Here is a 20,780-nt window from a genome sequence, read left to right as displayed (position 1 = left end):
GGGGCTGGCGGTGGGGTGAAACCCCACCCTACGGGCGGCGCGGGTGTGTAGGGTGGGGTTCAACCCCACCCTGATCGTCTCACGCCATGTAGAGCTTCACATACTCAAAGTCACCGGGCTTGTTGTCGATCCCGACTTTCGGGGCCGAGATCCAGCTGGCGTATTGCCCCGGCTCGGTGACCGGTTTCATCAGCGACTGGATGAAGTCACCATCCGCGCGGGTCGGCAGCCATTCGTTGCGGCGTGCGTCGTACTCCGCGCCGGTCAGCAGCGATCCATCGGGGGCAAAGGGCTTGCCCGCGAAGACGCCGATCTGGCGGTGGAAGGCTTCGTGCGGCAGTTTCAGCTCGAACTGGACGCCGTTCTTCTCGATGATCTTGTTCCAGCGCCCGATGCCGCCCGCCGCGTCGCGGGTGTAATCGTCGCGCAGGCGCATGTTGATCGCGGTCAGGGCCGGCACATCCTTGCGCACCAGCTGACCGTCCTCAAAATTCCACACCGGATAGGTATCGTTGTGTAGCTTGTGGTCATCGGTCAGGCGGTGCTCCATGTAGCGCCCCTTGATGCCCGAGTTGAAGGCGTTGGCGGCGTTGGTCGAGACTTCCTGACCGAACAGATCCAGCGACAGCGTGTAGTGCAAGTTCAGCTTTTTCTGGATCGTCGGCAGGTCGATCACCCCCAGCGCGCGGATTTTCTCGATCTCGTAGGGATCGTCGATACCGTGCTCTTTCATCACCTGACAGGTGCGCTCGATCGTGCGGCCCACGCCGGTCTCGCCGACGAACATGTGGTGCGCTTCTTCGGTCAGCATGAAGCGGCAGGTCCGGCTGAGCGGGTCAAAGCCCGATTGCGCCAGGCTTTCCAGCTGCATCTTGCCGTCGCGGTCGGTGAAATAGGTGAACATGAAGAACGACAGCCAGTCGGGCGTTTCCTCGTTGAAGGCACCCAGCATGCGCGGGGCTTCTTCCGAACCCGACGAACGGATCAGCAGATCGTCGGCCTCTTCGCGGCCATCCTTGCCGAAGTATTTCTGCAAGAGATACACCATCGCCCAGAGGTGACGGCCCTCTTCCACGTTGACCTGAAACAGGTTGCGCAGGTCATAGAGCGACGGCGCGGTCAGGCCGAGGAAGCGCTGCTGCTCGACCGAGCCCGGCTCGGTATCGCCCTGAATGACGATCATCCGCTTGAGCATGTTGCGGTATTCGCCCGGCACTTCCTGCCACGCGGGCTGACCGGCGTGTTCGCCACAGGGGATCACGCGGCCCTCGACCTCGGGGGCCAGCAGAATGCCCCAGCGGTATTCGGGCATCTTCACATAGTCGAACTTGGCCCAACCCTTGGGGTCGACCGACACGGCCGTGCGCAGGTAGACATCCGATTTCTGGAACTGCTGCGGGATCAGGTCATTCCACCAGTTGATGTAACCGGGGTGCCATTTCTCCAGCGCCTTCAGGACGCGCTTGTCGTTGGACAGGCCGACGTTATTGGGGATCTGCGTGTCATAGCTGACATTGATGAGGTCGATCATGGGTTCCTCCACGGAATGCTGGGCACGGGGAAGGTGGGTTGAAAACCCACCCTACAGGGTGACGGGACCGGCAGCGCCGACGCCCGTAGGGTGGGGTTCAACCCCACCGAGGCATCACACGCGTTGCATGTTGTAATCGCCGCGCACGCCCGAGCCATAGCGCTGCAGCGCGCCATCGGGGCCGGTCGCGTTCGGCCGGATGAAGATCCAGTTCTGCCAGGCGGTCAGGCGGCCAAAGATCCGGGTTTCCATCGTTTCCGGCCCGGCAAACCGCAGGTTGGCTTCCATGCCGGTCATCGCGTCGGGGCTGAACGAGGCGCGCTCTTCCATGAAGATGCGGATCTCGTCTTCCCAGTCGATGTCGTCATAGGCCTCGGTCACCAGACCCAGCTCCATCGCCGCGTCGCTTTCCAGCGCCTCGCCGATTTTGCCCTGCAGCGTGTCCACCGTTTCCGGCTCGCCCAGAAAGCGGGTTTGCAGGCGGGTCAGGTCGTTACCCATCGGGAAGGGGCCGAAGTTGGCTTGCGACAGCGTGACCGTCGCCACCGGGCGGTTGTCGCCGTCGAACTCGCCTTCCATCATATAGGCGCGGTCCGAGGCCCAGAGCAGTTCCGCCAGGAACCCGGCAAAGCATGAGCCGTTCTCGACCAGCGCCACCAGCGAGCGCGCGGTCATATCCACGCGCTTGAGCACGCGCTTCCAGTAGGTCAGGATCTCGTTGACCAGCCAGTCGCTCTTGTTGGCCAGCAGGAAGGCCTCATGCGCCAGCACGGCCTGCGCGTCGCCTTGTGTGCGGAACACGACCAGCCCCAGCTCCATCTCGTTGAGACGCAATTGCAGGATCGCATCGTCGAATTCCCGCGCCAGACGCAGCATCCAGCCCTGATCGCCCTGCGCATGCAGCGCCTCGACCGAGGCCGGCACGTCCTGATCCGGGCCGTTCAGCGTGATCGTGGCCTTGCGCCCCTCGGCATCCACCGCAACCTCGACCAGCGAATAGTGGATCGAGCCGTCCTCGGCGAAACTCCGGTTCAGCGGGGTCAGGCTGATGCCCGTGCCCGTCGCCTTGTCCGAGGCCGCCGCGAATTCGCGCGCCCGTTCGGCCACCGTCTCGTCGAATTTGGAATTGGCGATGACCTCATCCACCAGACGCCAGTCTTTAGCCCGCTTGCCCTTCACGCCCTCTTCCAGCGTGCAGAACACATCGGCCAGATCGCGACGCACCTTGCGCTTGTCGGTCACGCGGGTCAGCCCGCCGGTGCCCGGCAGCACGGCCAAGAGCGGCACTTCGGGCAGCGACACAGCCGAGGCACTGTCGTCGGTCAGCATGATATGGTTGCACGCCAGCGCCAGCTCATAGCCGCCGCCCGCGCAGGCCCCCTTGACCGCGGCAATATATTTCTGGCCAGAGTCGGCTTCGGCGGCCTCGAAGGTGTTGCGCGTTTCGTTGGTGAACTTGCAGAAGTTCACCTTATGCGCATGGCTCGCCCCGCCCAGCATGCGGATATTGGCCCCGGCGCAGAACACCTTGTCCTTGGCCGAGCGCATCACCACGACCTTGACCTCGGGGTGTTCGAACCGCATCCGCTGCACCACATCGGCCAGTTCGATATCGACGCCCAGATCGTAGCTGTTCAGCTTGAGCTGATAGCCGTCGAACAGACCGGCGTTTTCGTCCACGTCCATGAACAGGTTCGCCACCGCGCCGTCATACTCCACGCGCCAATGGCGATAGCGCGACGGGTCCGTCTGGAAGTCGATCTCGCTGGGTCACTGGGGGTCCTCCCTGGGGTCCGTCATGCTGCCTGAATGTTGAGATGCACAATAGTGCCTGTATGGTGCTGCGTAAATACCTATTAGGCGGGTGCATGACGCAATCGGCGGCGATTCGCGGGCTTTAGGTGCGGATAAATGCATTATAATGCGCATTCCGTCAGAACCTGCTCTCGCAGAGCCGACACCCGCCCTGCGCTCAGCCCCATCCGCGATTCGCGGCCACCGCTGAAGGCCTCGCGCAGCGCCGCGTCCGCGAGCGCGAGGATGCGCACCGCCGCGCCCGGCCGCCCCATCCGGCGCTTGAGCCCGGCGTTCGCCAGCTGGATCAACCCGCGCAGCAAATGCCGCTCGGCGCTGGCCGGGGGCAGGGCGGCCCAGACGGGTTCCCAGAACTCGTGCGCCTCCCAGTAGTAGCGCCGCGCGAAAGCCTCGAACCCGGCCAGAAACGCCGGGGATTGCGCCAGAGCCTCCGCCGCCAAACCGTCCAGCCCGGCAATCAAGCCTGCGAAAAACGCTTCATCCGGGCGCGCATTGCGGCCCGGATGGTGGGGTTCTGGCGGCAAAGGCGTCACGCGCGTTCGGGCTGTGCCGCCTCATGCGCGATCAGGCGCTGGGTGAAGGCGCTCACGGCACCGAGCACGGCCTCGGGCTGATCGACCTGCGGCGCGTGGCGGCAATCGTCGGGTATCAGCACATCGACCGGCGCGTAGGAGCGGCTGACGATCTCGTCGACCTGCCTGAGCGTGCCGTACTGGTCGTCCTTGCCCTGAATGACCAAAGCCGGGATGCGCAGGAAGTCGATCACCTCGCTGACATCCCAGGCGGCAAAGTCCGGGTTCAGCCATCCGTCGTTCCAGCCCTTGAACGTCGCCACGGGATCGCGGTGATATTTGCCCATCTTCTCGGCCATATCCCCGTCAGCAAAGGCATCCCGCGCCCGCCGGATCTGCGCCAGCCCCATCTCTTCGGTAAAGAAATGCGGTGCCATCAGCACCAGCCCGCGCACGCGGTAGTCCACCACCCGCCCGGCATACTCCGCCGCGATGGTCGCGCCGTCGGAATGGCCCATCAGGATGACATGCGCGGCCCCGATTGCATCCAGCACCTCAGGCAGCACATCGACCGCGTGGCGGGTCATGTAATCGACCGGAAAGGGCAGATCACCGGAATCGGACTGGCCGTAATTCGCCCGCGAATAGGCGAAGACCGGCAGCCCGGTCGCCTGCGACAACCGCTCGGGGAAGTCGCGCCACAGCGCCAGACAGCCCAGCCCCTCGTGCAGCAGCACGATCACCGGGCCTGCACCAAGCGCCCCCCAGGCGGCCCACTCCAACCGTTTGCCGCCTGCGGTTACCCAGCCCTTGCCGTCAGCCCAATTGATCATTCCGCCGCCTCGATATCGCGCAATTTGAACCGCTGGATCTTGCCGGTCGCCGTTTTCGGCAATTCATCCACAACCGTCACCCAGCGCGGGTATTTCCACATGCCGATCTTGCCCTTCACATGCTCTTTCAGCGCCTCGCCATCGACCGAAGCCCCCTCTTTCAGCACGATGAACGCCGCCGGTTTCAGCAGATCCTGCTCATCGGCCCGCGCCACTACGGCGGCTTCCAGAATGCCGGGGAACTCGACCAGCGCCTGCTCCACCTCGAACGGCGACACCCAGATGCCCGAGACCTTGAACATGTCATCCGTGCGCCCGCAGTAGACATAGCGCCCGTCCTTGGTGCGCTCGTATTTGTCGCCGGTGCGGGTCCAGTGGCCCTGAAATGTGCTCAGGCTCTTGTCGCGGCGGTTCCAGTAGCCTTCGGCGCTGGACGGGCCGCGCACCAACAGCTCGCCGACCTCATCTTCGGCGACATCCTCGTCATGCTCATCGACCAGCCGCACCTCATAGCCCGGCACCGCCACGCCCGAGGTGCCATAGACGATGTCGCCGGGCCGGTTGGACAGGAAGATGTGCAGCATCTCGGTCGAGCCGACGCCATCGACGATCTCGGCCCCCCACAGTTTTTCCCAGCGTTGCCCGATGTCGCGCGGCAGCGCCTCGCCAGCCGAGGTACACAGGCGGATGCAGTGATCGGGCTTGGTGCCCTGCTTTTCCTGTGCAGCAACGAGGGCCGCATACAAAGTCGGCACGCCGCAGAAGATCGTCGGCTTTTCCTTGGCCATGATCGCGAAGACCCCGTCGGGTGTGGGCCGTCCGCCGAACAGCACCGCCGTCGCGCCGACGGACATGGGGAAGGACATGCCGTTGCCCAGCCCGTAGGCGAAGAACAGCTTGGCGACCGAAAAGACGGTATCGTCCTCCTGCATCCCCAGAACCTGCGCGCCAAAAGTGTCGGCGGTGGCTTTCAGACTGGAATGGATGTGACGCACGCCCTTGGGCATCCCGGTCGAGCCGGACGAGTACAGCCAGAACGCCAGCTCGTCGCCGCCCGCCTCGACGGTTTGCACCGGCTCGGCCCCCGCCATAAAGGCATCAAAGCTCACGCATTCCGTCCCGTCGCACAGCCGCTCGCCACCGATCACCACCACGGCGCGCAGAAAGCGGTTGCCGTCGATGGCGGGTTTGACCGCGTCCCACATCTGTTCGGACACCACCAGAATCGACGCGCGGCTGTCGTTCAGGATAGCCTCATAGACCGAGGCGCTGAGCAGCGTGTTCAGCGGCACCGGGATCGCGCCTGCCTTGAGCGCGCCCCAGAACACCACCGGAAATTCCAGCTGATCGCGCACGATCATCGCGATGCGTTCCTCACGCCGGACGCCGTGGCGATAGAGCGCGCCTGCGAAACTGGCGCTTTGCGCAGCCAGGTCGCCATAGGTCAGGCTGCGCTGCGCACCGTCTGCTTCGCGAAACGCGGTCCTGGCTGCCCGGCCCTCGTCCAGGTGGCGGTCCACGAAATAGACGGCTGCGTTCTCATTCATCGGTGCTCTCCTCCCGCGCGGGCGCAGCCCTCCTCAAGGCCGGGCGCGGAATCACGCCGCCGCTATGCTTTATAGTGCAACAATGGGGACGCAACGCAAGAAGATAGTTTGGCGGTTGCAGTTTTTTGCACATGCCCCCGCACAAGGCTTTCCGGTGCCGATGCAGCATTGCTCCGCCAGCCGTTTGCAGGTCAGATAGACGGCAATTTCAGCGAACAGGCCCCCTATGTCCCGAGTTCTCCACTACGCCGCGCACCCCGGTCTGAGCACCTCGCGGATCAACAAGGCGATGGTACAGCGGGCGCGTGCCGTGTCGGGGATCACCACGCTGGATCTGTACGAAGAATACCCGCGCTACGACATCGACATCGAGGATGAGCAGCAGCGCCTGCTGGATCATGACGTCATCGTGCTGCAGTTCCCGCTGTTCTGGTATTCCTGCCCGGCGCTGGTCAAGGAATGGCTGGATCTGGCATGGGAGCATGGCTTTGCCTATGGCCATGACGGCGACAAACTGGCGGGCAAGCGGTTGATGCTGGCGATCACCACCGGCAGTCCGCAGGACGCCTATCGCCCGCAGGGCTATCAGCATCACGAAATCCGCCAGTTCCTGCTGCCCTTTGAACAGACCGCCCATCTCTGCCAGATGCGCTTTGTCACGCCCTATGTTCTGCACGGCGCGCTGCATGCCGACCCGGTGGCGCATGCGCAGGGCTTTGCCCGCCTGCTGGAAGCCCTGCGCGATGACCGGCTGGATCTGGACCGCGCGCAAGAACTGGCGATCCTGACCCATGAAACCCTGCCGATAATCGAGGTCTGAGCCATGTCCGATTTCCTGCTGCTCGCCTTTCTGTTTCTGGTCGCCGGGGTTGCCGCCGTTCCCATCGCTTCGCGCCTCGGGCTGGGGTCAGTGCTGGGCTACCTGATCGCCGGGATCATCCTCAGCCCGATGCTGGCGGTGCTGCATGTCGATGTCGTCTCGATCCAGCATTTCGCCGAGTTCGGCGTGGTGATGATGCTGTTTCTGGTCGGCCTGGAACTGGAGCCAAAGATGCTCTGGGCCATGCGCAACCGGCTGCTGGGGCTGGGCGGGTTGCAGGTCGGCGGGACAACCGCGCTGATCGCCGGGGTGGTCTGGTGGTTCGGCGCCGACTGGCGCATTGCGCTGGCCTGCGGGCTTATTCTGGCGATGTCGTCTACCGCTATCGTGCTGCAAACGCTCAATGAAAAGGGGCTGATGAAAGGCGACGGCGGGCAGGCCAGTTTCTCGGTGCTGCTGTTTCAGGACATTGCCGTCATCCCCATTCTGGCGCTGGTGCCGTTGCTGGCGATGCCCGGCGCGCATCATGGCGGGGCCGAGGAAGGGCACGGCGCAAGCCTGTCGCTGGTTGCGGGCCTGAGCGGCTGGCAGACCACGCTGGTCACCGCCGGGGCAATCGCGCTGGTGATCGCGGGCGGGATGTTCCTGACGCGCCCGGTGTTTCGCTACATTGCGCAGGCCCGCCTGCGCGAGATCTTCGTCGCCACGGCGCTGATGTTCGTCGTCGGCATCGCCTTGCTGATGACGCTGGTCGGCCTGTCGCCCGCGCTGGGCACCTTCCTTGCCGGGGTCGTGCTGGCCAACAGCGAATACCGGCACGAGCTGGAATCCGACATCGACCCTTTCCGCGGCCTGCTGCTGGGCCTGTTCTTCATGACCGTCGGCGCGGCCATCGACTTTGACCTGCTGTTTGGCGATTTCGCGGCGATCATCGGCATGACGGTCGGCGTCATGCTGGCCAAGGCCCTTGTTCTGCTGGTCGCCGCCCGCGTCTTTGGCCTGCGCGGGTCGGAAAAATTCCTGTTCGGTCTGGGTCTGGCGCAGGCTGGTGAGTTCGGCTTTGTGCTGACCTCCTTTGCTGTTGCCAACGCGGTCCTGCCCGATGATCTGGCCCCGCGCATCATGCTGGTGATCACCTTGTCGATGATGCTGACGCCCGCGCTGTTCATCCTCTATGACCGCGTGATCCGCCCGCGCTATGACCGCGAAGAACTGCGCGATGCCGATGAGATCACCGAGCCGGGCATCGCCATCGTCGCCGGTCACGGGCGCTTTGGCGGTGTGGTGAACCGCATGCTGCTGGCCGCCGGGTATGAGACCACGGTACTGGATTACTCGGCCACGCAGCTCGACATGCTGCGCTCGTTTGGGGTGCGCGCGTTTTACGGTGATGCCACGCGCCCCGATCTGCTGCACGCCGCCGGGATCGACGCGGCGAAGCTGCTGATCATCGCCATCGACGACAAGGACCAAGCGACCGCTCTGGCGCATTACGTCCACCACAACCACCCGCATGTCCACATCATCGCCCGCGCCCGCGACCGCCGGCATGTGTACCAGCTCTTTGCCGCCGGGTGCCGCGACATCATCCGCGAGACTTTCGACAGCTCGGTCCGCGCCGGGCGCTCGGCCTATGAGGCGCTGGGCATGCATCCGTTCGAGGCCGAGCGCCTCGCGCGGGCCTTCGTCAAAGAGGACCGCCACGCGCTCTATGAACTGGCGCAGCTGTGGGACCCCGCGCTGCCCGATCACATCAACGAGCCGTATCGCCTGAAAGCCCGCGAGCTGATGACCGACGCGGATCTGCGGGACCGGGGCGGGGCGTTCCGCGAACGCTCGGCGCGGGGCTGGGTGCCGCCGACAGGGCAGGATCAGGCGGACTCGGCCGCGCGCGACCAAGCGCTTGAGGGGCGTTGATGGAACAATTTGCACTACTCTGCGTTGTGTTGGTGAACCCCTTGCTCGCGAGGATACGCCATGAATGCCTTTACGAAGATCAATAACGACCCGCGTCAGGCCCTGATCAACGGTGTCGATAACATCCGCGCCGGTATGCTGGGGGTCGAAGGCTCTGAGCATCCGATGCATCCGATGACGCATTATGCCGACTGGACGAACGACCGCCTTTGGTTTCTGACCTCGCGCAGCACCACGCTGGTGCGCGAGTTGATCCCCCGGGCGCGGGCGAATTTCTGTGTCATGGACCAAAAGGCCGGGTTTGACGCCTGCCTGATCGGGATGCTGTCGCAGGATCTGAACCGCGAGTATCTGGACGCGCTCTGGTCCCCCTTGGCTGCTGCCTGGTTCAAAGGTGGCAAATCAGACCCCGACCTGACCATGCTGCGTTTCGATCTGACCGAAGCGGCCTTGTGGTGCAGCAGCACAGGCGTGCTGAATTACGGGTTCGAGATCCTCAAGGCCAATCTGAGCGCGGACACCACGCCGGATCTGGGCGTGCACCACGTCTTGCAGTTCTGAGCGGTCAGTCCGTGGGAATGGACTCTGAGGCACCGTCGGACGCTGCGGTGTCGGACGGCCCGCCAGCGTCCACCGGATGCGTGCTGGCCTCAAGCGCTGCGTTCAGCTCTGCCCCCAAAAGCAGCACATAGGCCGACAGCCACAGCCATGTCAGCAACACAATGACCCCGGCCAGCGCGCCGAAGCTTTCCTGATAGCTGGCGAAATTCTCGGCGTAGATCGAAAACCCCGCCGAGGCGATCACCCACATCAGACAGGCGACCACAGCACCGGGCCAGATCCACTGCCACTGATGATGGCGGCGGCTGGGGCCAAAGCGGTAGATCATCGCTATCCCGCCGGTGCTGAGCGCGAAAAGCGCAACCCAGCGCGCGAAACTGATCGACGCCTGCGTCGCGACGTCCAGCGGCAGCAGTTGCAGCAGCACCGGGATCACCGCAATCGCGCCCAACCCCAGAATGACCCCGGCGACGACAAACACCGACAGGACCACAATGGTGAACCAACGGCGCAGAAAGCTGCGCGTCTCGACCCGGTTGAAGGCCACGTTCAGCCCCTGGATCAGGTGCCGCATGCCGCGCGCGGTGGAATAGAGCGCGACCAGAATGCCGATCCCCGCCGCCAGCCCCAGACTGCTGCTGTCCGAGCCGGTCACACCGTTGGCTTGATTGAGGATGAGTTGCGCGGCTGAGGGTGGCATGGACGCCGTCGCCTCGGCCAGCGGTCCCGTGATTTCGGCCGAATCAAAGAAGATCCCCAGAATCGCCATGATCGAGGCCAGCGCCGGGAAGATCGCCAGCAGCGCGTAAAACGCAATTCCGGCGGCCAGCAGGCCGATCTGATCTTCGCCGATGCCGACATAAAGCCGCATCGCAAAGCCGCGCAGAGACGAGCGGCGGGCCGGTATCGGAGAGTCGGTCATACGCGCTGCCTTCGGTCTTTTCGCCCTGTCGGGCGGGTCAGGGGACAGGCCAGCAGCCGCGCCCCGGTCAACAGCGCCAGACCCGGCCCCACCAGAGACGCCAAGGGCTCGACACCGCAATCGAGACCGCCGGTATACGTGCCAAAGGCCGGAAGGACCAGATGCTCGGCCCCGATCAGGAACGCAGGCCGCGCTTGCCCGGCCAGCCGCGCCTTGGGGTGGTAGTGGCCCGAGATGTCGGGGCCATCGCCCGCGATGTGGCGCAGGGTCAGGCCCTGTTCGGTGATCTCATCGGCAACGGTGCCCAAACCGGGCAGGGCGGCGGCATCGTGGTTGCCGGTGATCCATAGCCAGTCGCGCCCCTGCGCCAGTGCCGCCAGCCGCGCGGTTTCCTCGGCCCGCAGCGCGTCGGGGGCCAGCGCATCCTCGAACGCATCGCCCAGGCTGATCACCCGCGCCGGGTTCAGCGCGCGCACCTCGGCTTCCAGCCGCGACAGCGTGTCCGCCGTCTCGTGCGGGGGCAGCAGCGCACCACCCCGCGCCGCCATCCGCGCCGATTTGCCAAGGTGCAGATCGGCGACGATCAGCGTGTCACGCCCCGGCCAGTACAGCGCCCCCGACGCGCGCGCCTGCAGCGCAACCCCGGCAAAGACCACTGAGCGCATCACGACAACCCCGCCTCGCGCATCAGCCGTTCGGCTTCGCGCGCCATTTCGCGCTCGCGTCCCTCGCCGTCGACCGAGACGCGCCCGATCTCCATCAGCACCGGTGCGGCCAGCGGCGTCACATGCGGCGGGCTGGCGTGGTCGATGAGGGGGTTGGTGCGCAGCATGTCCTCGATCCGGTCGAAATCCACCAGACCCCGCCGCGCCTCGTCCGCCGTGATGCGTAGCAAGAGGTGCCCGGGGTCGTGTCGTCTGAGGGTGTCATGGATGATGTCCGAGGAAAAGGTCGCCTGCCGTCCGCTGCGCCGCTGACCGGGCAGGTTGCGCGGCAACAGCCCTGCAACGGTCGCGACGCTGCGAAATGTCCGTTTTATCAGCGAATTGCCCGCCAGCCAGCCGTCCAGCCCGGCTTTGAGCACCTCTGGCTGCAACAGGGCGGCGGCATCGGTCACCGGGTCGGTGGACCAGATCAGCAGCGCGTAATCGGTGGGGGTAAAGCCCAAGGGGCCCAGTCCCAGCGCCTCCATCTGCCGGGTCAGCAACAGGCCCAGCGTCTGATGCGCGTTGCGCCCGGCGAAACCGTAAAGGCAGAAAAACCACCGGTCGCCGCGCGGAAATGTCTCGCAGGCCAGCACGCCGTCGCGGGGCAACACCGACAGGCGGCGCTGCATGTCGAGCCACCCGGCGATGTCGTCGGGCAGTTGATCCCAGCGCGCCGGATCGCCGATCAGCGCCTGCACCCGGTGCGACAGTTGCAACGAACTGGCCATCTTCACCCCGCTGAACACCGCGATGCGCGGGTTGCGGGTGGGGGTGTGCTGGACCTCGACGATCATGTCGCGCAGCCGCTCGAACCGCACCACCTTGCCGCCGATCAGAAAGGTATCGCCCGCCTCAAGCGTCGCGGCGAAACTTTCCTCAACTTGCCCCAAGGGCGCACCCCCGCGAGAGCGCGCCAGTCGCACCTGCAAGGTCTCGGAGGCGGTGATCGTGCCGATGTTCATCCGTATCAGCCGCGCCGCCCTTGGGTCGCGCAACTGCCACAGCCCGCCGCGCAGCATCAGCCGTTGCCAGCGATCATAGGCTTTCAGCGCATAGCCCCCCGTCGCGCAGAGATCGAGGCAGGCGTCGAAATCCGCCCGGCTGAGCGCCGCATAGGGGCCTGCGCTGCGCATCTCGTCAAACAGCGCCTCGGCATCAAACGGCCCCGCGCAGGCGGTCAGCAGGATCTGCTGGCACAGCACATCCAGCGGCCCCGGCCCGCGCGGAATGCCATCCAGCGCCCCCTCATCCACCGCTTGCAACGCCGCGACACTCTCGATCACCTCGAAACGATTGGCCGGTACCAGCCGCGCGCGCGACGGCTGGTCGTAGCGGTGGTTCGACCGCCCGATGCGCTGCATCAGCCGGGTCACCAGCCGGGGCGCGCCGACCTGCAGCACCAGATCCACATCGCCCCAGTCGATCCCCAGATCCAGCGAGCCGGTGCAGACCACCGCCTGCAACGCCCCCGCCGCCATCGCCTGCTCGACCCTTTGGCGCGCCTCGCGCGACAGCGAGCCGTGGTGCAGCCCGATCGGCAGATTGGCGTCGTTCACCTCCCACAGCGCCTGAAAGAACAGCTCGGCCTGCGCGCGGGTGTTGACGAAAACCAGCGTCAGCCGCGCCTGCACAATCGCCGCCATCACGTCGGGCACCGCGTAATGCGCACCGCCCCCGGACCACGGCGCGGGCGCGCGGGTCGCCAGCATGGCGATGTCGGGCGCGGGGCCGGGATCGGCGCGCAGGATCACCGCGCCGCCCATGAACGCCGCCAACCCCTCAGGGTCGGCCACCGTCGCCGACAGGCCGGTCACGGCCAGCCCCGGCGCAAGGGATTTCAGCCGCGCGATGCCCAACATCACCTGATCGCCGCGCTTGCCCTCGGCCAGCGCGTGGATCTCATCCACGATCACCCGTTTGAGGCCCGCAAAGATCTTCGGCGCTTCGGGATAGGACAGCATCAGCGCCAGACTCTCGGGCGTGGTCAGCAGGATATTCGGCGGATCGACCCGTTGCCGCGCCCGCTTCGCACCTGAGGTATCGCCCGTGCGGTCCTCAATCCGTATCGGCAGGCCCATCTCGCCAACCGGCGCGGCCAGATTGCGCGCGATGTCGGCGGTCAGCGCCTTCAGCGGCGACAGGTAGATCGTGTGCAACCCCTTGCCGCCCGCCGCCAGATCGACCAGCGACGGCAAGAACCCCGCCAGCGTCTTGCCCCCGCCCGTCGGTGCGATCAGCAGCGTGTTCCCGGTCGTCGCCAGCAGCGCCAACTGGTGCGGGTGGGGCGACCAGCCACGGGCGGCGAACCAGTCGGCAAAGCGCGCGGGCAGGGCGGTCATGCGGGGATCAACCTTGTGTGCGCGTCGTTGAGCGCCCATTGTACCCCCAAGCGCCCACAGCCTGCGGAACAACCCGCCTGCTCAACCGTTGTGTGGGGGTGCGTCTTCACCATGTCAGGGGCCTTCATGCGCCGTTTCCGTTGCCCATCGTGCCAGCACGAGGTCTTCTTTCCCAATACCGCTTGTCTCTATTGCGGCTCTGTGCTGGGCTTCGCGCCCGGTGGGGGCTTCTCGCTGATCGGCGACGATAACCCCGCCTGCGCCAACCGCGCCACCATCGACTGCAACTGGATCGCGCCGGAACCGGGCGCGCTGTGCCTGTCGTGCCGTCACACAACCGTGGTGCCGGATCTGACGGTCGAGGGCAATGTCGAGAAATGGGCGCGCATCGAAACCGCCAAGCGCCGCCTGATCCGCCTGCTGTACCGGCTGGAACTGCCGCTCAACGACGCCGAGGGTAACCCGGCCCCGGTGTTCGAGCTGAAAGGCGATCCCATCGACACCGGCAAACCGCGTGTGTTGACCGGGCATGAGAACGGCACCATCACGCTCAACATCGTCGAGGCCGACGATGCCGAGCGCGAAGCCATGCGCAGCGCGATGGGCGAGCCGTATCGCACGCTGTCCGGCCACGTCCGCCACGAGGTCGCGCATCACTATTTCGAAGCGCTGACCGGCAACGACCCGGCCCAACGCGAAGCCCTGCGCGCGGTCTTCGGCGATGACCGCGCCGATTACGGCGAGGCGCTGAAAGCGCATTACGAGAACGGCCCGCCCGCCGACTGGGCGCAAAGCTTCATCTCGTCCTATGCGACGGCGCATCCCTATGAGGATTTCGCCGAGACATGGGCGCATGTGATGCATGTGCTGGACGGTCTGGAAACGGCGCGGGCGTTTTCGCTGGTCGGGGCGGATCTGCCCGAGGATCTGCACGATCTGGCGCTCAGACCGATGGAGCGGCTGGCGGAATCCTGGGTGGCATTGTCGGTGTCGCTGAACGCGGTCAATCAGGCGATGGGGCACGAGACGTTCTATCCGTTCGTCCTGTCCCCCACCGTCATCGCCAAGATGGAGGCGATCCGCGCCCTGATCACCCGCAACTGGCAGCTCTGATCCCCTCAGTCACCGGCTCAGTCACGGGGCGTAAGGCGGAGCAGCTGGCCGGGGGCGTCATCCTCGATCAGCCAGACCGCGCCGTCCGGGGCCATGGCCACATCGCGGATGCGGGCGTCCATGTCCCAGCGCTCGGCCTCGTCGGCCTGATCGCCGTCAACCGTGACCCGCACCAATCCCCGCGCGGCCAGCCCGCCGATCAGCGCCGAGCCTTGCCAGTCGGGGAACAGATCGCCGGTGTAGAACACCATCCCGGCGGGGGCGATCACCGGCGTCCAGCTCAGGCGCGGGGCCTCGAATTCGGGGCGCTCGTCGTGGTCGGGAATGGCCGATCCGCTGTAATTGCTGCCATTCGACACCACCGGCCAGCCATAATTCAGCCCCGGCGCGATCAGGTTCAACTCATCGCCGCCGCGCGGTCCCATCTCGTGCAGCCACAGCTGACCGTCAGGGGCAAAGGCCAGCCCATAGGGGTTGCGGTTGCCCAGCGTCCACAGTTGGGCTGCCACGCCGACCTCATCGGCGAAGGGGTTGTCCGCCGGGGTCGAGCCATCCAGCATCAGCCGCAGCACCTTGCCACGCGCCTGCGCCGGGTCTTGGGCCGTGTCGGACAAGGTGCGCTCGCCCAGGGTCAGGAACAGATGCTCGCCCGCCGGGTCAAAGGCGATGATCGCGCCGGGATGCCCGCCGCCACCGCCTTGCGGCTGACGCCACAGTTCCTCGACATCGCTCAGGCTTGCGCCGTCCAGCCGCGCGCGGGCCAGCACGATCTGGCTGCCGTCCTCGCCGGGCGCGGCATAGGTCAGATAGATCAGCCCGCTTTGCGCGAAATCGGGGGCAGGGGCGACATCGTGCATGCCCAGCTGGCCTTGCTGATGCACCTCGGGCACGCCGGAGATCTCGGTCTTCTCACCCTCGGGCGTCACCACGAACAGGTGCCCGGCGTGTTCGGTCACCAGCATCCGCCCGTCCGGCAGCGCCGCAATCGCCCAGGGCGTGTCGAAATCGGCCACCGCCTGCACCGCGAAGGGTTGGGTCGGGCTATAGTCGCGTGCGCCGACAGTCCGGCCATTGGCCAGAATCGGCAGCACAGCAAGCGCGGTTCCGGCGATCAGGCCAGAAAGGATAAGGACGGAGCGCGGACGCATGGGGGTCTCCTGGTCAAAGGGCAGGCACAGGGGGCCTTTGCCTTAACCTAGCGCGCAAGCGCGACAGAGGCACGTCACCGCCCGCGCACGTTTTTGTCAGGAGCCACCGCGGTTTGCGCCCCCGGCACCCGTCCGCATCGCGCGCCGGGTTGCGCGCAACACAAAGGTGTCGGCAGGATGCGACAGCAGGTCGCAAACGCCGGGCGGCTAAAGCCGGGGCATCCCTTTGGGCCGGGACAACCGCTTTTGTGCCGCCACCCGGAACGGCGCATTCGCCGCGCCATAGCCCTGATAGCCGCCGCGCCGTTCGATCAGTTCGATGAACATCGATCCGGCGAAATTGCGCGAGTAGAGCTGAAAGAACTCGGCCTCGCCATCGCGGTCATAGAGAATGTTATGCGCCTGCAAGCGGGCCAGAAACGCCGGGTCCAGCTCGAACCGGGCGGTCAGATCGGCATAGTAGTTGCCCGGCATCGGCAACGGGTCAAAGCCCAGACCTGCCAGACGCTCGGCGGTGGCAAAGATGTCATCGCAGGCAAAGGCCACATGCTGCACGGCTGCGCCAAAGCTGTCGGCCAGAAAGCCCCCGGCCAGCGTGCGGTGGTTCTCGGCCCCGTTCAGCGTCACGCGCAACCCGCCACCCGGCGCGGACAGCGCCTGACTGCGCACCAGCCCGTCGGGGTCGATGACGTCGACCATCGGCGTCTTGGTCATGCCGAACAGCGAGGAATAGAACAGCGACCATGACAGCATCTCGTCATAGCTCATGGTCAGCGCAAGGTGATCAACCCGCGTCAGACCCGCGCCGGGGGCAGTGTTGCCCGTGCGTGTAAACTCCACCTGCCACACATCGCTGAAACCGTCGTCAACGAAATGCAGAACCGAGCCGCCGACGCCGCGGATGGCAGGGATCGGCAATTCACCGGCCTGACGCGGCTGACTGAATGCCTCGGACCCCAGCGCGATTGCGCGGGCAACCGTGTCGGGGGCCGAGGCCACGCGCAGCCCGATATCGCAGATATTGGTGCGGTGGACGGTAAACGTGCTGCCCGCGTGGCCCTGCGTTTCGGCGTTCAGCAGAACGCGGATCGCGCCCTGTTGCCACAGGGTCAGATCCCTGGCGATGTGGCGGCCCGTCTCGGCAAAACCCAGCGTGCGCAGCAGGGCGGCGATGCTCTCGGCCTCGGGCCCGCGGGTGGCGATCTCGATGAACTCGACCCCCTGCGCGGGCCGGGGTGCCGGGATCGGCGGCAGATCGACCGTCAGCGACGGCTCGGCCCGGCGCACGCTGTCCATCAGATGGATCAGCGAGCGGTGGCCATCGCGGGCAATCGCGCGCGGCAAACCGCCGCGAAACTGGTCGTTGAAGATTTCCAGACTGATCGGCCCGCTGTAACCCGTCGCCATCACCGCGCGCATGAAGCCGGTGACGTCCAGATCGCCCTCGCCGGGCATGTTGCGAAAGTGGCGCGACCAGTAGAGCAGATCCATCGGGATCGCCGGCGCATCGGCCAGCTGGACGAAAAAGATCCGGTCGCCGGGAATGCGGCGGATGGTGTCGGGGTCGATCCCCCGGCCCAGCGTGTGGAAACTGTCCAGGATAAGCCCGACATTCGCATGATCGGCGCGGCGCACGATTTCCCACGCATCGCGGTGGTCATCGACATGCTTGCCCCAGGCCAGCGCCTCGTACCCGACGCGCAGACCGCGCTTTGCCGCGCGCTCGCCCAGCTCGGCGAAATCCGCCGCCGCCCGGTCAATCCCGCCCTGCGCCTGCGGATGCACGGACGAGCACACCAGCATCAGATCGCAGCCCAGTTCGCCCATCAGATCGAACTTGCGTTCGGCGCGTTCAAAGGCCCGGCGACGCAGATCGCCCGGCAGGCCCTCGAAATCGCGGAACGGCTGGAACAGCATCAGCTCAAGCCCCGCGTCCCGGATGCGGGTCGCCAGCGCGCGCGGGCTGCGGGCGTCGGCGATGAAATCCTGCTCGAAGATCTCGATCCCGTCGAATCCCGCCGCCGCGATCGCTTCGATCTTTTCTTCCAGATTTCCGGCGATGGAAACGCTGGCAATCCCGCATCTCAGCATGGCTTACCCCTGATATCCCAGCAAACGTGGCAGATAGAGCACGAAGTCCGGGCAGAAAGTGATCACCATCAAGGCCACGATCAGGATCGCGATGAAGGGCACCAGATCCTTGATGATCGGGATCAGCGGTTGCTTGGTGATCGCCGCGACAATGAACAACAGCAGCCCGTAGGGAGGCGTGATCAGCCCCAGCATCGCATTGACCACCAGCACCACACCGAAATGCACCAGATCAATCCCCAGCGCCTGCGCAGCCGGGATCAGGATCGGCACCACGATCAGCAGCAGCGCTCCGGCTTCCAGCACGCAGCCCAGCACCAGAAACAGGATGTTGACGGCGATCAGGAACCCGACAGGCCCCAGATCCATCGCGCTGAGCATCGCGGCGACTGAATCGGGCACGTTTTCGCGCGTGACCACATAGTTGAAGGCCAGCGCCCCGGCGATCAGGATGCCCACCGAGGCCGTCGAACGGGCCGAACCCAGCAGCGCCTGATACAGCCCCCGCGCGCTGACCGACCGGTACAGCACGACCGAGATCACCAGCGCATAGGCAGCGGCGACGGCGGCGGCCTCGGTCGGGGTCATCACCCCGCCATAGATACCGCCCAGCAGGATCACCGGCAGCATCAGTGCCGGGATCGCCTGCCACGTTGCGCCGGGCAATTCGCGCAGCGGAATGCCGTCATCGACCGGGAAGCCGCGCCGATGGGCGATCACGCCGTTGGTGACGGCCATCAGCAGCGCCATCAGCAGGCCGGGCAGGATACCGGCGGCGAACAGAAAGCCGACCGACTGGCCCGAGACCAGCGCATACAGCACCATCGGGATCGACGGCGGGATGATCGGGCCGACGATGGCCGTGGCCGCGGTGATCGCGGCGGCATAGCTGGGGGTGTATTTGCCGTCCTTGGTCATCATGGTGATGACGATCTTGCCCATGCCCACGGCATCCGCCACGGCCGAGCCGGACATGCCCGAAAAGATCAGCGACGAGACCACGTTGACGTGGCCCAGCCCGCCCCGGAACCGACCCACCAATGCCTGCGCAAAGCGCAAGAGCTTGTCGGCCAGCGAGCCGATGTTCATGATATCGGCGGCCAGAATGAACAGCGGCACCGCCAGCAGCGTATAGCCGTTGAACAGACCCTGCATCATCGTCTCGGCCGCGATGGAGACATCGTAGCCCTTGAGCATCAGGTAGACAAAGCTGCCCACCAGCATCGAGATACCGATGGACTGACCCATCAGCGCCAGCGCCGCGATCAGCACCATGGCCAGGGTGAACGGATCAGTCATAATCATGGCCCTCGGGATGGATCGGCGTCACATAGCGGCTGCCTGTCCCCCGGATCGCACCCCAGACGTTAAGCAGGCTGCGGACGATCACGGCGACGGCAAAGGCGATGTAGATCGCAAAGACATAATTGTAGTGGATGCGCATGGCGGGCGTGCGCTCGATCCGCATGAACTGCACGTAGTCCCAGCACTTGGGCAGCGTATTGGCAAGGATCGCGGCGCAGATCAGGCCGGTGACAGCGTCCAGCACCCGGCGCGCGCCCAGCGGCAGGCCGTTGTACACGATATCCAGCCGGATGATGTCGCTGTCGCGCACGACGAAGGCATAGCCGAACAGGATGCCCCAAAGCCAAGCGATCGAGACAAACTCGACCGTCCAGTTGGTGTAAGTCACCGGCAAGGCAAGGATATAGCGAAACAGGATCTGCAGCAGGAAGGTGAGAAACATCGCCGCCAGCATCAGCGCAATGAAATTCTCGGCGCGTCGCTGCAACCATCCAAGGATCGGCGCAAAGCGGGTCATGGCGTGTCTCCGTCAGGGCGGGCAGAGGCTGCGACGGCGACCGTACCGGGGCCGCCGTCGCGCGCTGGGCTAAGGCTTACTGACCGACGGCGCCGATGGCATCGACCAGCCCGGCAGGCCAGTCCGCCGAATAGGGCGAGTTCATGTAGACCTCGGTCACATGCGCCTGAAACGCGGCGTTGTCAGGGACATAGACGTCAATGCCCTGTGCTTCGAATTCGGCTTGCAGGGTCGCTTCCTGTTCCAGCGTGGTCTGGTCAAGCGCGGCTTCGAACTGGTCGGCACACATCTGCACGCGCTCTTGCTGCTCTGCGGTCATCGAGTTCCACTTGGACATCGACATGGTGAACTCGTTCGCCGCGATCAGATGGTTGGTCAGCGCGATATGGGTCAGCAGCTCGTCGAAACGCATCGAGCGGGTGGCCGGAAAGCCGTTGTCCTGCGCGTCGATGGCATGGGTTTGCAGCGCGGTGTAAACCTCGGTGAAGGCCACCGGCACCGGGCTTGCCCCCATCGCCTGACCGACGAACTGCCAGCCCTCGCCACCGGGCATCCGCAGGCGGACACCAGCCAGATCCGCAGGCGTCATGTAGCGGTGGTCGCCGATATACGACAGGTGGCGCGCGCCGATATAGGGGAAGGACAGGAACTTGACGTTGGTCGCTTCCTCGACCTGCGCCCACAGCTCATCCAGCACGTCGCTGTTATAGACCGCGCGCATGTGCTCATAGTCGCGGAACAGGAACGGCAGACCCAGAACCGAGGTCGCCGGGACCTGATTGTAAAAGTCAAAGATCGCCAGATTGGCCATGTCCAGATTGCCGCGCTGCATGGCGGTCAGCTCGGTGCCCTGCGCGAACAGGGTCGCACCGTGATAGGCCTGAAAGGTGAACTCGTCGCCCAGACAATCGCCGAATTCCGACTGCAGCAGCTGCGAGCGGATATCGGTTTCGGACACCGTGTCCGAATAGATCAGTTCGACCGTCGCCGAGGCGGCGCTGGCACTCAGGGTCACAGCGGCGGTGCCGCAGGTCAGAAGAGTCTTCAGAGTCAAACGCATAATATCCTCCCAGTAGCGTTTGGTGCGCCCCGAAGGGTGCAG

17 protein-coding genes are annotated in these 20,780 nt (G+C 65.4%); 4 read left to right on the top strand and 13 right to left on the bottom strand.

The window, feature by feature from the left end:
- Positions 1-79 precede the first annotated feature (79 nt).
- The 5 genes from boxB to OKW52_RS01280 form a co-directional block, all read right to left on the bottom strand.
- Positions 80-1,531, bottom strand: coding sequence for a benzoyl-CoA 2,3-epoxidase subunit BoxB (gene boxB / locus OKW52_RS01300; protein WP_264504105.1), 1,452 nt, complete (start codon positions 1,529-1,531; stop codon positions 80-82).
- A gap of 114 nt (positions 1,532-1,645) precedes the next feature.
- Positions 1,646-3,292, bottom strand: a complete 1,647-nt coding sequence (gene boxC / locus OKW52_RS01295; protein WP_264507627.1) for a 2,3-epoxybenzoyl-CoA dihydrolase — start codon at positions 3,290-3,292, stop codon at positions 1,646-1,648.
- 155 nt (positions 3,293-3,447) lie between these two features.
- Positions 3,448-3,870 carry a DUF309 domain-containing protein gene (locus OKW52_RS01290; protein ID WP_264504104.1) on the bottom strand — a complete coding sequence of 141 codons (423 nt, stop codon included), beginning with the start codon at positions 3,868-3,870 and terminating at the stop codon, positions 3,448-3,450.
- A 5-nt stretch (positions 3,871-3,875) separates the two neighbouring features.
- Positions 3,876-4,691 carry an alpha/beta fold hydrolase gene (locus tag OKW52_RS01285; RefSeq protein ID WP_264504103.1) on the bottom strand — a complete coding sequence of 272 codons (816 nt, stop codon included), beginning with the start codon at positions 4,689-4,691 and terminating at the stop codon, positions 3,876-3,878.
- Positions 4,688-6,238, bottom strand: a complete 1,551-nt coding sequence (locus tag OKW52_RS01280) for a benzoate-CoA ligase family protein (RefSeq protein WP_264504102.1) — start codon at positions 6,236-6,238, stop codon at positions 4,688-4,690. Before OKW52_RS01280 ends, OKW52_RS01285 begins: the two co-directional genes overlap by 4 nt.
- A gap of 226 nt (positions 6,239-6,464) precedes the next feature.
- Here OKW52_RS01280 and OKW52_RS01275 point away from each other — a divergent pair, with 226 nt between their 5' ends.
- The 3 genes from OKW52_RS01275 to OKW52_RS01265 are packed head-to-tail and all read left to right on the top strand — an operon-like array spanning position 6,465 to position 9,536.
- Complete coding sequence (locus OKW52_RS01275) at positions 6,465-7,058, top strand: NAD(P)H-dependent oxidoreductase (protein ID WP_264504101.1); 594 nt, start codon at positions 6,465-6,467, stop codon at positions 7,056-7,058.
- A 3-nt stretch (positions 7,059-7,061) separates the two neighbouring features.
- Positions 7,062-8,975, top strand: coding sequence for a cation:proton antiporter domain-containing protein (locus OKW52_RS01270; protein WP_264504100.1), 1,914 nt, complete (start codon positions 7,062-7,064; stop codon positions 8,973-8,975).
- A gap of 60 nt (positions 8,976-9,035) precedes the next feature.
- The gene (locus tag OKW52_RS01265; protein WP_264504099.1) at positions 9,036-9,536 is read left to right on the top strand and encodes a pyridoxamine 5'-phosphate oxidase family protein; all 501 of its coding nucleotides are present in this window, start codon (positions 9,036-9,038) and stop codon (positions 9,534-9,536) included.
- Between the two features lie 4 nt (positions 9,537-9,540).
- On the opposite strand, the gene OKW52_RS01260 is transcribed toward OKW52_RS01265, so the two are convergent.
- Genes OKW52_RS01260 through OKW52_RS01250 form a run of 3 tightly spaced genes read right to left on the bottom strand, consistent with a single transcriptional unit; the run spans position 9,541 to position 13,504 of the window.
- On the bottom strand, positions 9,541-10,458 hold the full coding sequence (locus OKW52_RS01260) for a YihY/virulence factor BrkB family protein (RefSeq protein ID WP_264504098.1): 918 nt from the start codon (positions 10,456-10,458) through the stop codon (positions 9,541-9,543).
- A complete protein-coding gene (gene pdeM / locus OKW52_RS01255) occupies positions 10,455-11,123 on the bottom strand; it encodes a ligase-associated DNA damage response endonuclease PdeM (RefSeq protein ID WP_264504097.1) in 669 nt (222 codons plus the stop codon). The genes OKW52_RS01260 and pdeM overlap by 4 nt, the downstream gene beginning before the upstream one ends.
- Complete coding sequence (locus OKW52_RS01250) at positions 11,123-13,504, bottom strand: ligase-associated DNA damage response DEXH box helicase (RefSeq protein ID WP_264504096.1); 2,382 nt, start codon at positions 13,502-13,504, stop codon at positions 11,123-11,125. Before OKW52_RS01250 ends, pdeM begins: the two co-directional genes overlap by 1 nt.
- 126 nt (positions 13,505-13,630) lie before the next feature.
- Between OKW52_RS01250 and OKW52_RS01245 the strand changes: the two genes are divergently transcribed.
- Positions 13,631-14,617 carry a zinc-binding metallopeptidase family protein gene (locus tag OKW52_RS01245; protein ID WP_264504095.1) on the top strand — a complete coding sequence of 329 codons (987 nt, stop codon included), beginning with the start codon at positions 13,631-13,633 and terminating at the stop codon, positions 14,615-14,617.
- Positions 14,618-14,634: 17 nt separating this feature from the next.
- Here OKW52_RS01245 and OKW52_RS01240 read toward each other — a convergent pair whose 3' ends face one another.
- From OKW52_RS01240 to dctP, 5 genes are all read right to left on the bottom strand, one after another.
- Complete coding sequence (locus tag OKW52_RS01240) at positions 14,635-15,765, bottom strand: PQQ-dependent sugar dehydrogenase (protein ID WP_264504094.1); 1,131 nt, start codon at positions 15,763-15,765, stop codon at positions 14,635-14,637.
- Between the two features lie 207 nt (positions 15,766-15,972).
- Positions 15,973-17,853, bottom strand: coding sequence for a bifunctional sugar phosphate isomerase/epimerase/4-hydroxyphenylpyruvate dioxygenase family protein (locus tag OKW52_RS01235; RefSeq protein ID WP_264507626.1), 1,881 nt, complete (start codon positions 17,851-17,853; stop codon positions 15,973-15,975).
- Between the two features lie 6 nt (positions 17,854-17,859).
- On the bottom strand, positions 17,860-19,155 hold the full coding sequence (locus OKW52_RS01230; RefSeq protein WP_264504093.1) for a TRAP transporter large permease: 1,296 nt from the start codon (positions 19,153-19,155) through the stop codon (positions 17,860-17,862).
- Complete coding sequence (locus OKW52_RS01225; protein WP_264504092.1) at positions 19,148-19,678, bottom strand: TRAP transporter small permease; 531 nt, start codon at positions 19,676-19,678, stop codon at positions 19,148-19,150. Before OKW52_RS01225 ends, OKW52_RS01230 begins: the two co-directional genes overlap by 8 nt.
- 76 nt (positions 19,679-19,754) lie before the next feature.
- Positions 19,755-20,738: a TRAP transporter substrate-binding protein DctP gene (gene dctP / locus OKW52_RS01220; protein ID WP_264504091.1), complete on the bottom strand. Its 984-nt coding sequence runs from the start codon at positions 20,736-20,738 to the stop codon at positions 19,755-19,757.
- Positions 20,739-20,780: the final 42 nt, after the last annotated feature.

Origin of the sequence: Pararhodobacter zhoushanensis (genome assembly GCF_025949695.1) — a bacterium.
Taxonomy (GTDB): Bacteria; Pseudomonadota; Alphaproteobacteria; order Rhodobacterales; family Rhodobacteraceae; genus Pararhodobacter; species Pararhodobacter zhoushanensis_A.
This window is presented reverse-complemented; position numbering and strand designations above follow the sequence as displayed.

What these genes read in the sequence shown, in the direction of transcription:
- dctP (WP_264504091.1), bottom strand. Translation starts at nt 20,738, where the DNA reads ATGCGTTTGACTCTGAAGACTCTTCTGACCTGCGGCACCGCCGCTGTG.
- boxB (WP_264504105.1), bottom strand. Translation starts at nt 1,531, where the DNA reads ATGATCGACCTCATCAATGTCAGCTATGACACGCAGATCCCCAATAAC.
- OKW52_RS01260 (WP_264504098.1), bottom strand. Translation starts at nt 10,458, where the DNA reads ATGACCGACTCTCCGATACCGGCCCGCCGCTCGTCTCTGCGCGGCTTT.
- OKW52_RS01285 (WP_264504103.1), bottom strand. Translation starts at nt 4,691, where the DNA reads ATGATCAATTGGGCTGACGGCAAGGGCTGGGTAACCGCAGGCGGCAAA.
- OKW52_RS01230 (WP_264504093.1), bottom strand. Translation starts at nt 19,155, where the DNA reads ATGACTGATCCGTTCACCCTGGCCATGGTGCTGATCGCGGCGCTGGCG.
- OKW52_RS01225 (WP_264504092.1), bottom strand. Translation starts at nt 19,678, where the DNA reads ATGACCCGCTTTGCGCCGATCCTTGGATGGTTGCAGCGACGCGCCGAG.
- OKW52_RS01270 (WP_264504100.1), top strand. Translation starts at nt 7,062, where the DNA reads ATGTCCGATTTCCTGCTGCTCGCCTTTCTGTTTCTGGTCGCCGGGGTT.
- OKW52_RS01245 (WP_264504095.1), top strand. Translation starts at nt 13,631, where the DNA reads ATGCGCCGTTTCCGTTGCCCATCGTGCCAGCACGAGGTCTTCTTTCCC.
- OKW52_RS01265 (WP_264504099.1), top strand. Translation starts at nt 9,036, where the DNA reads ATGAATGCCTTTACGAAGATCAATAACGACCCGCGTCAGGCCCTGATC.
- pdeM (WP_264504097.1), bottom strand. Translation starts at nt 11,123, where the DNA reads ATGCGCTCAGTGGTCTTTGCCGGGGTTGCGCTGCAGGCGCGCGCGTCG.
- OKW52_RS01240 (WP_264504094.1), bottom strand. Translation starts at nt 15,765, where the DNA reads ATGCGTCCGCGCTCCGTCCTTATCCTTTCTGGCCTGATCGCCGGAACC.
- OKW52_RS01275 (WP_264504101.1), top strand. Translation starts at nt 6,465, where the DNA reads ATGTCCCGAGTTCTCCACTACGCCGCGCACCCCGGTCTGAGCACCTCG.
- OKW52_RS01280 (WP_264504102.1), bottom strand. Translation starts at nt 6,238, where the DNA reads ATGAATGAGAACGCAGCCGTCTATTTCGTGGACCGCCACCTGGACGAG.
- OKW52_RS01250 (WP_264504096.1), bottom strand. Translation starts at nt 13,504, where the DNA reads ATGACCGCCCTGCCCGCGCGCTTTGCCGACTGGTTCGCCGCCCGTGGC.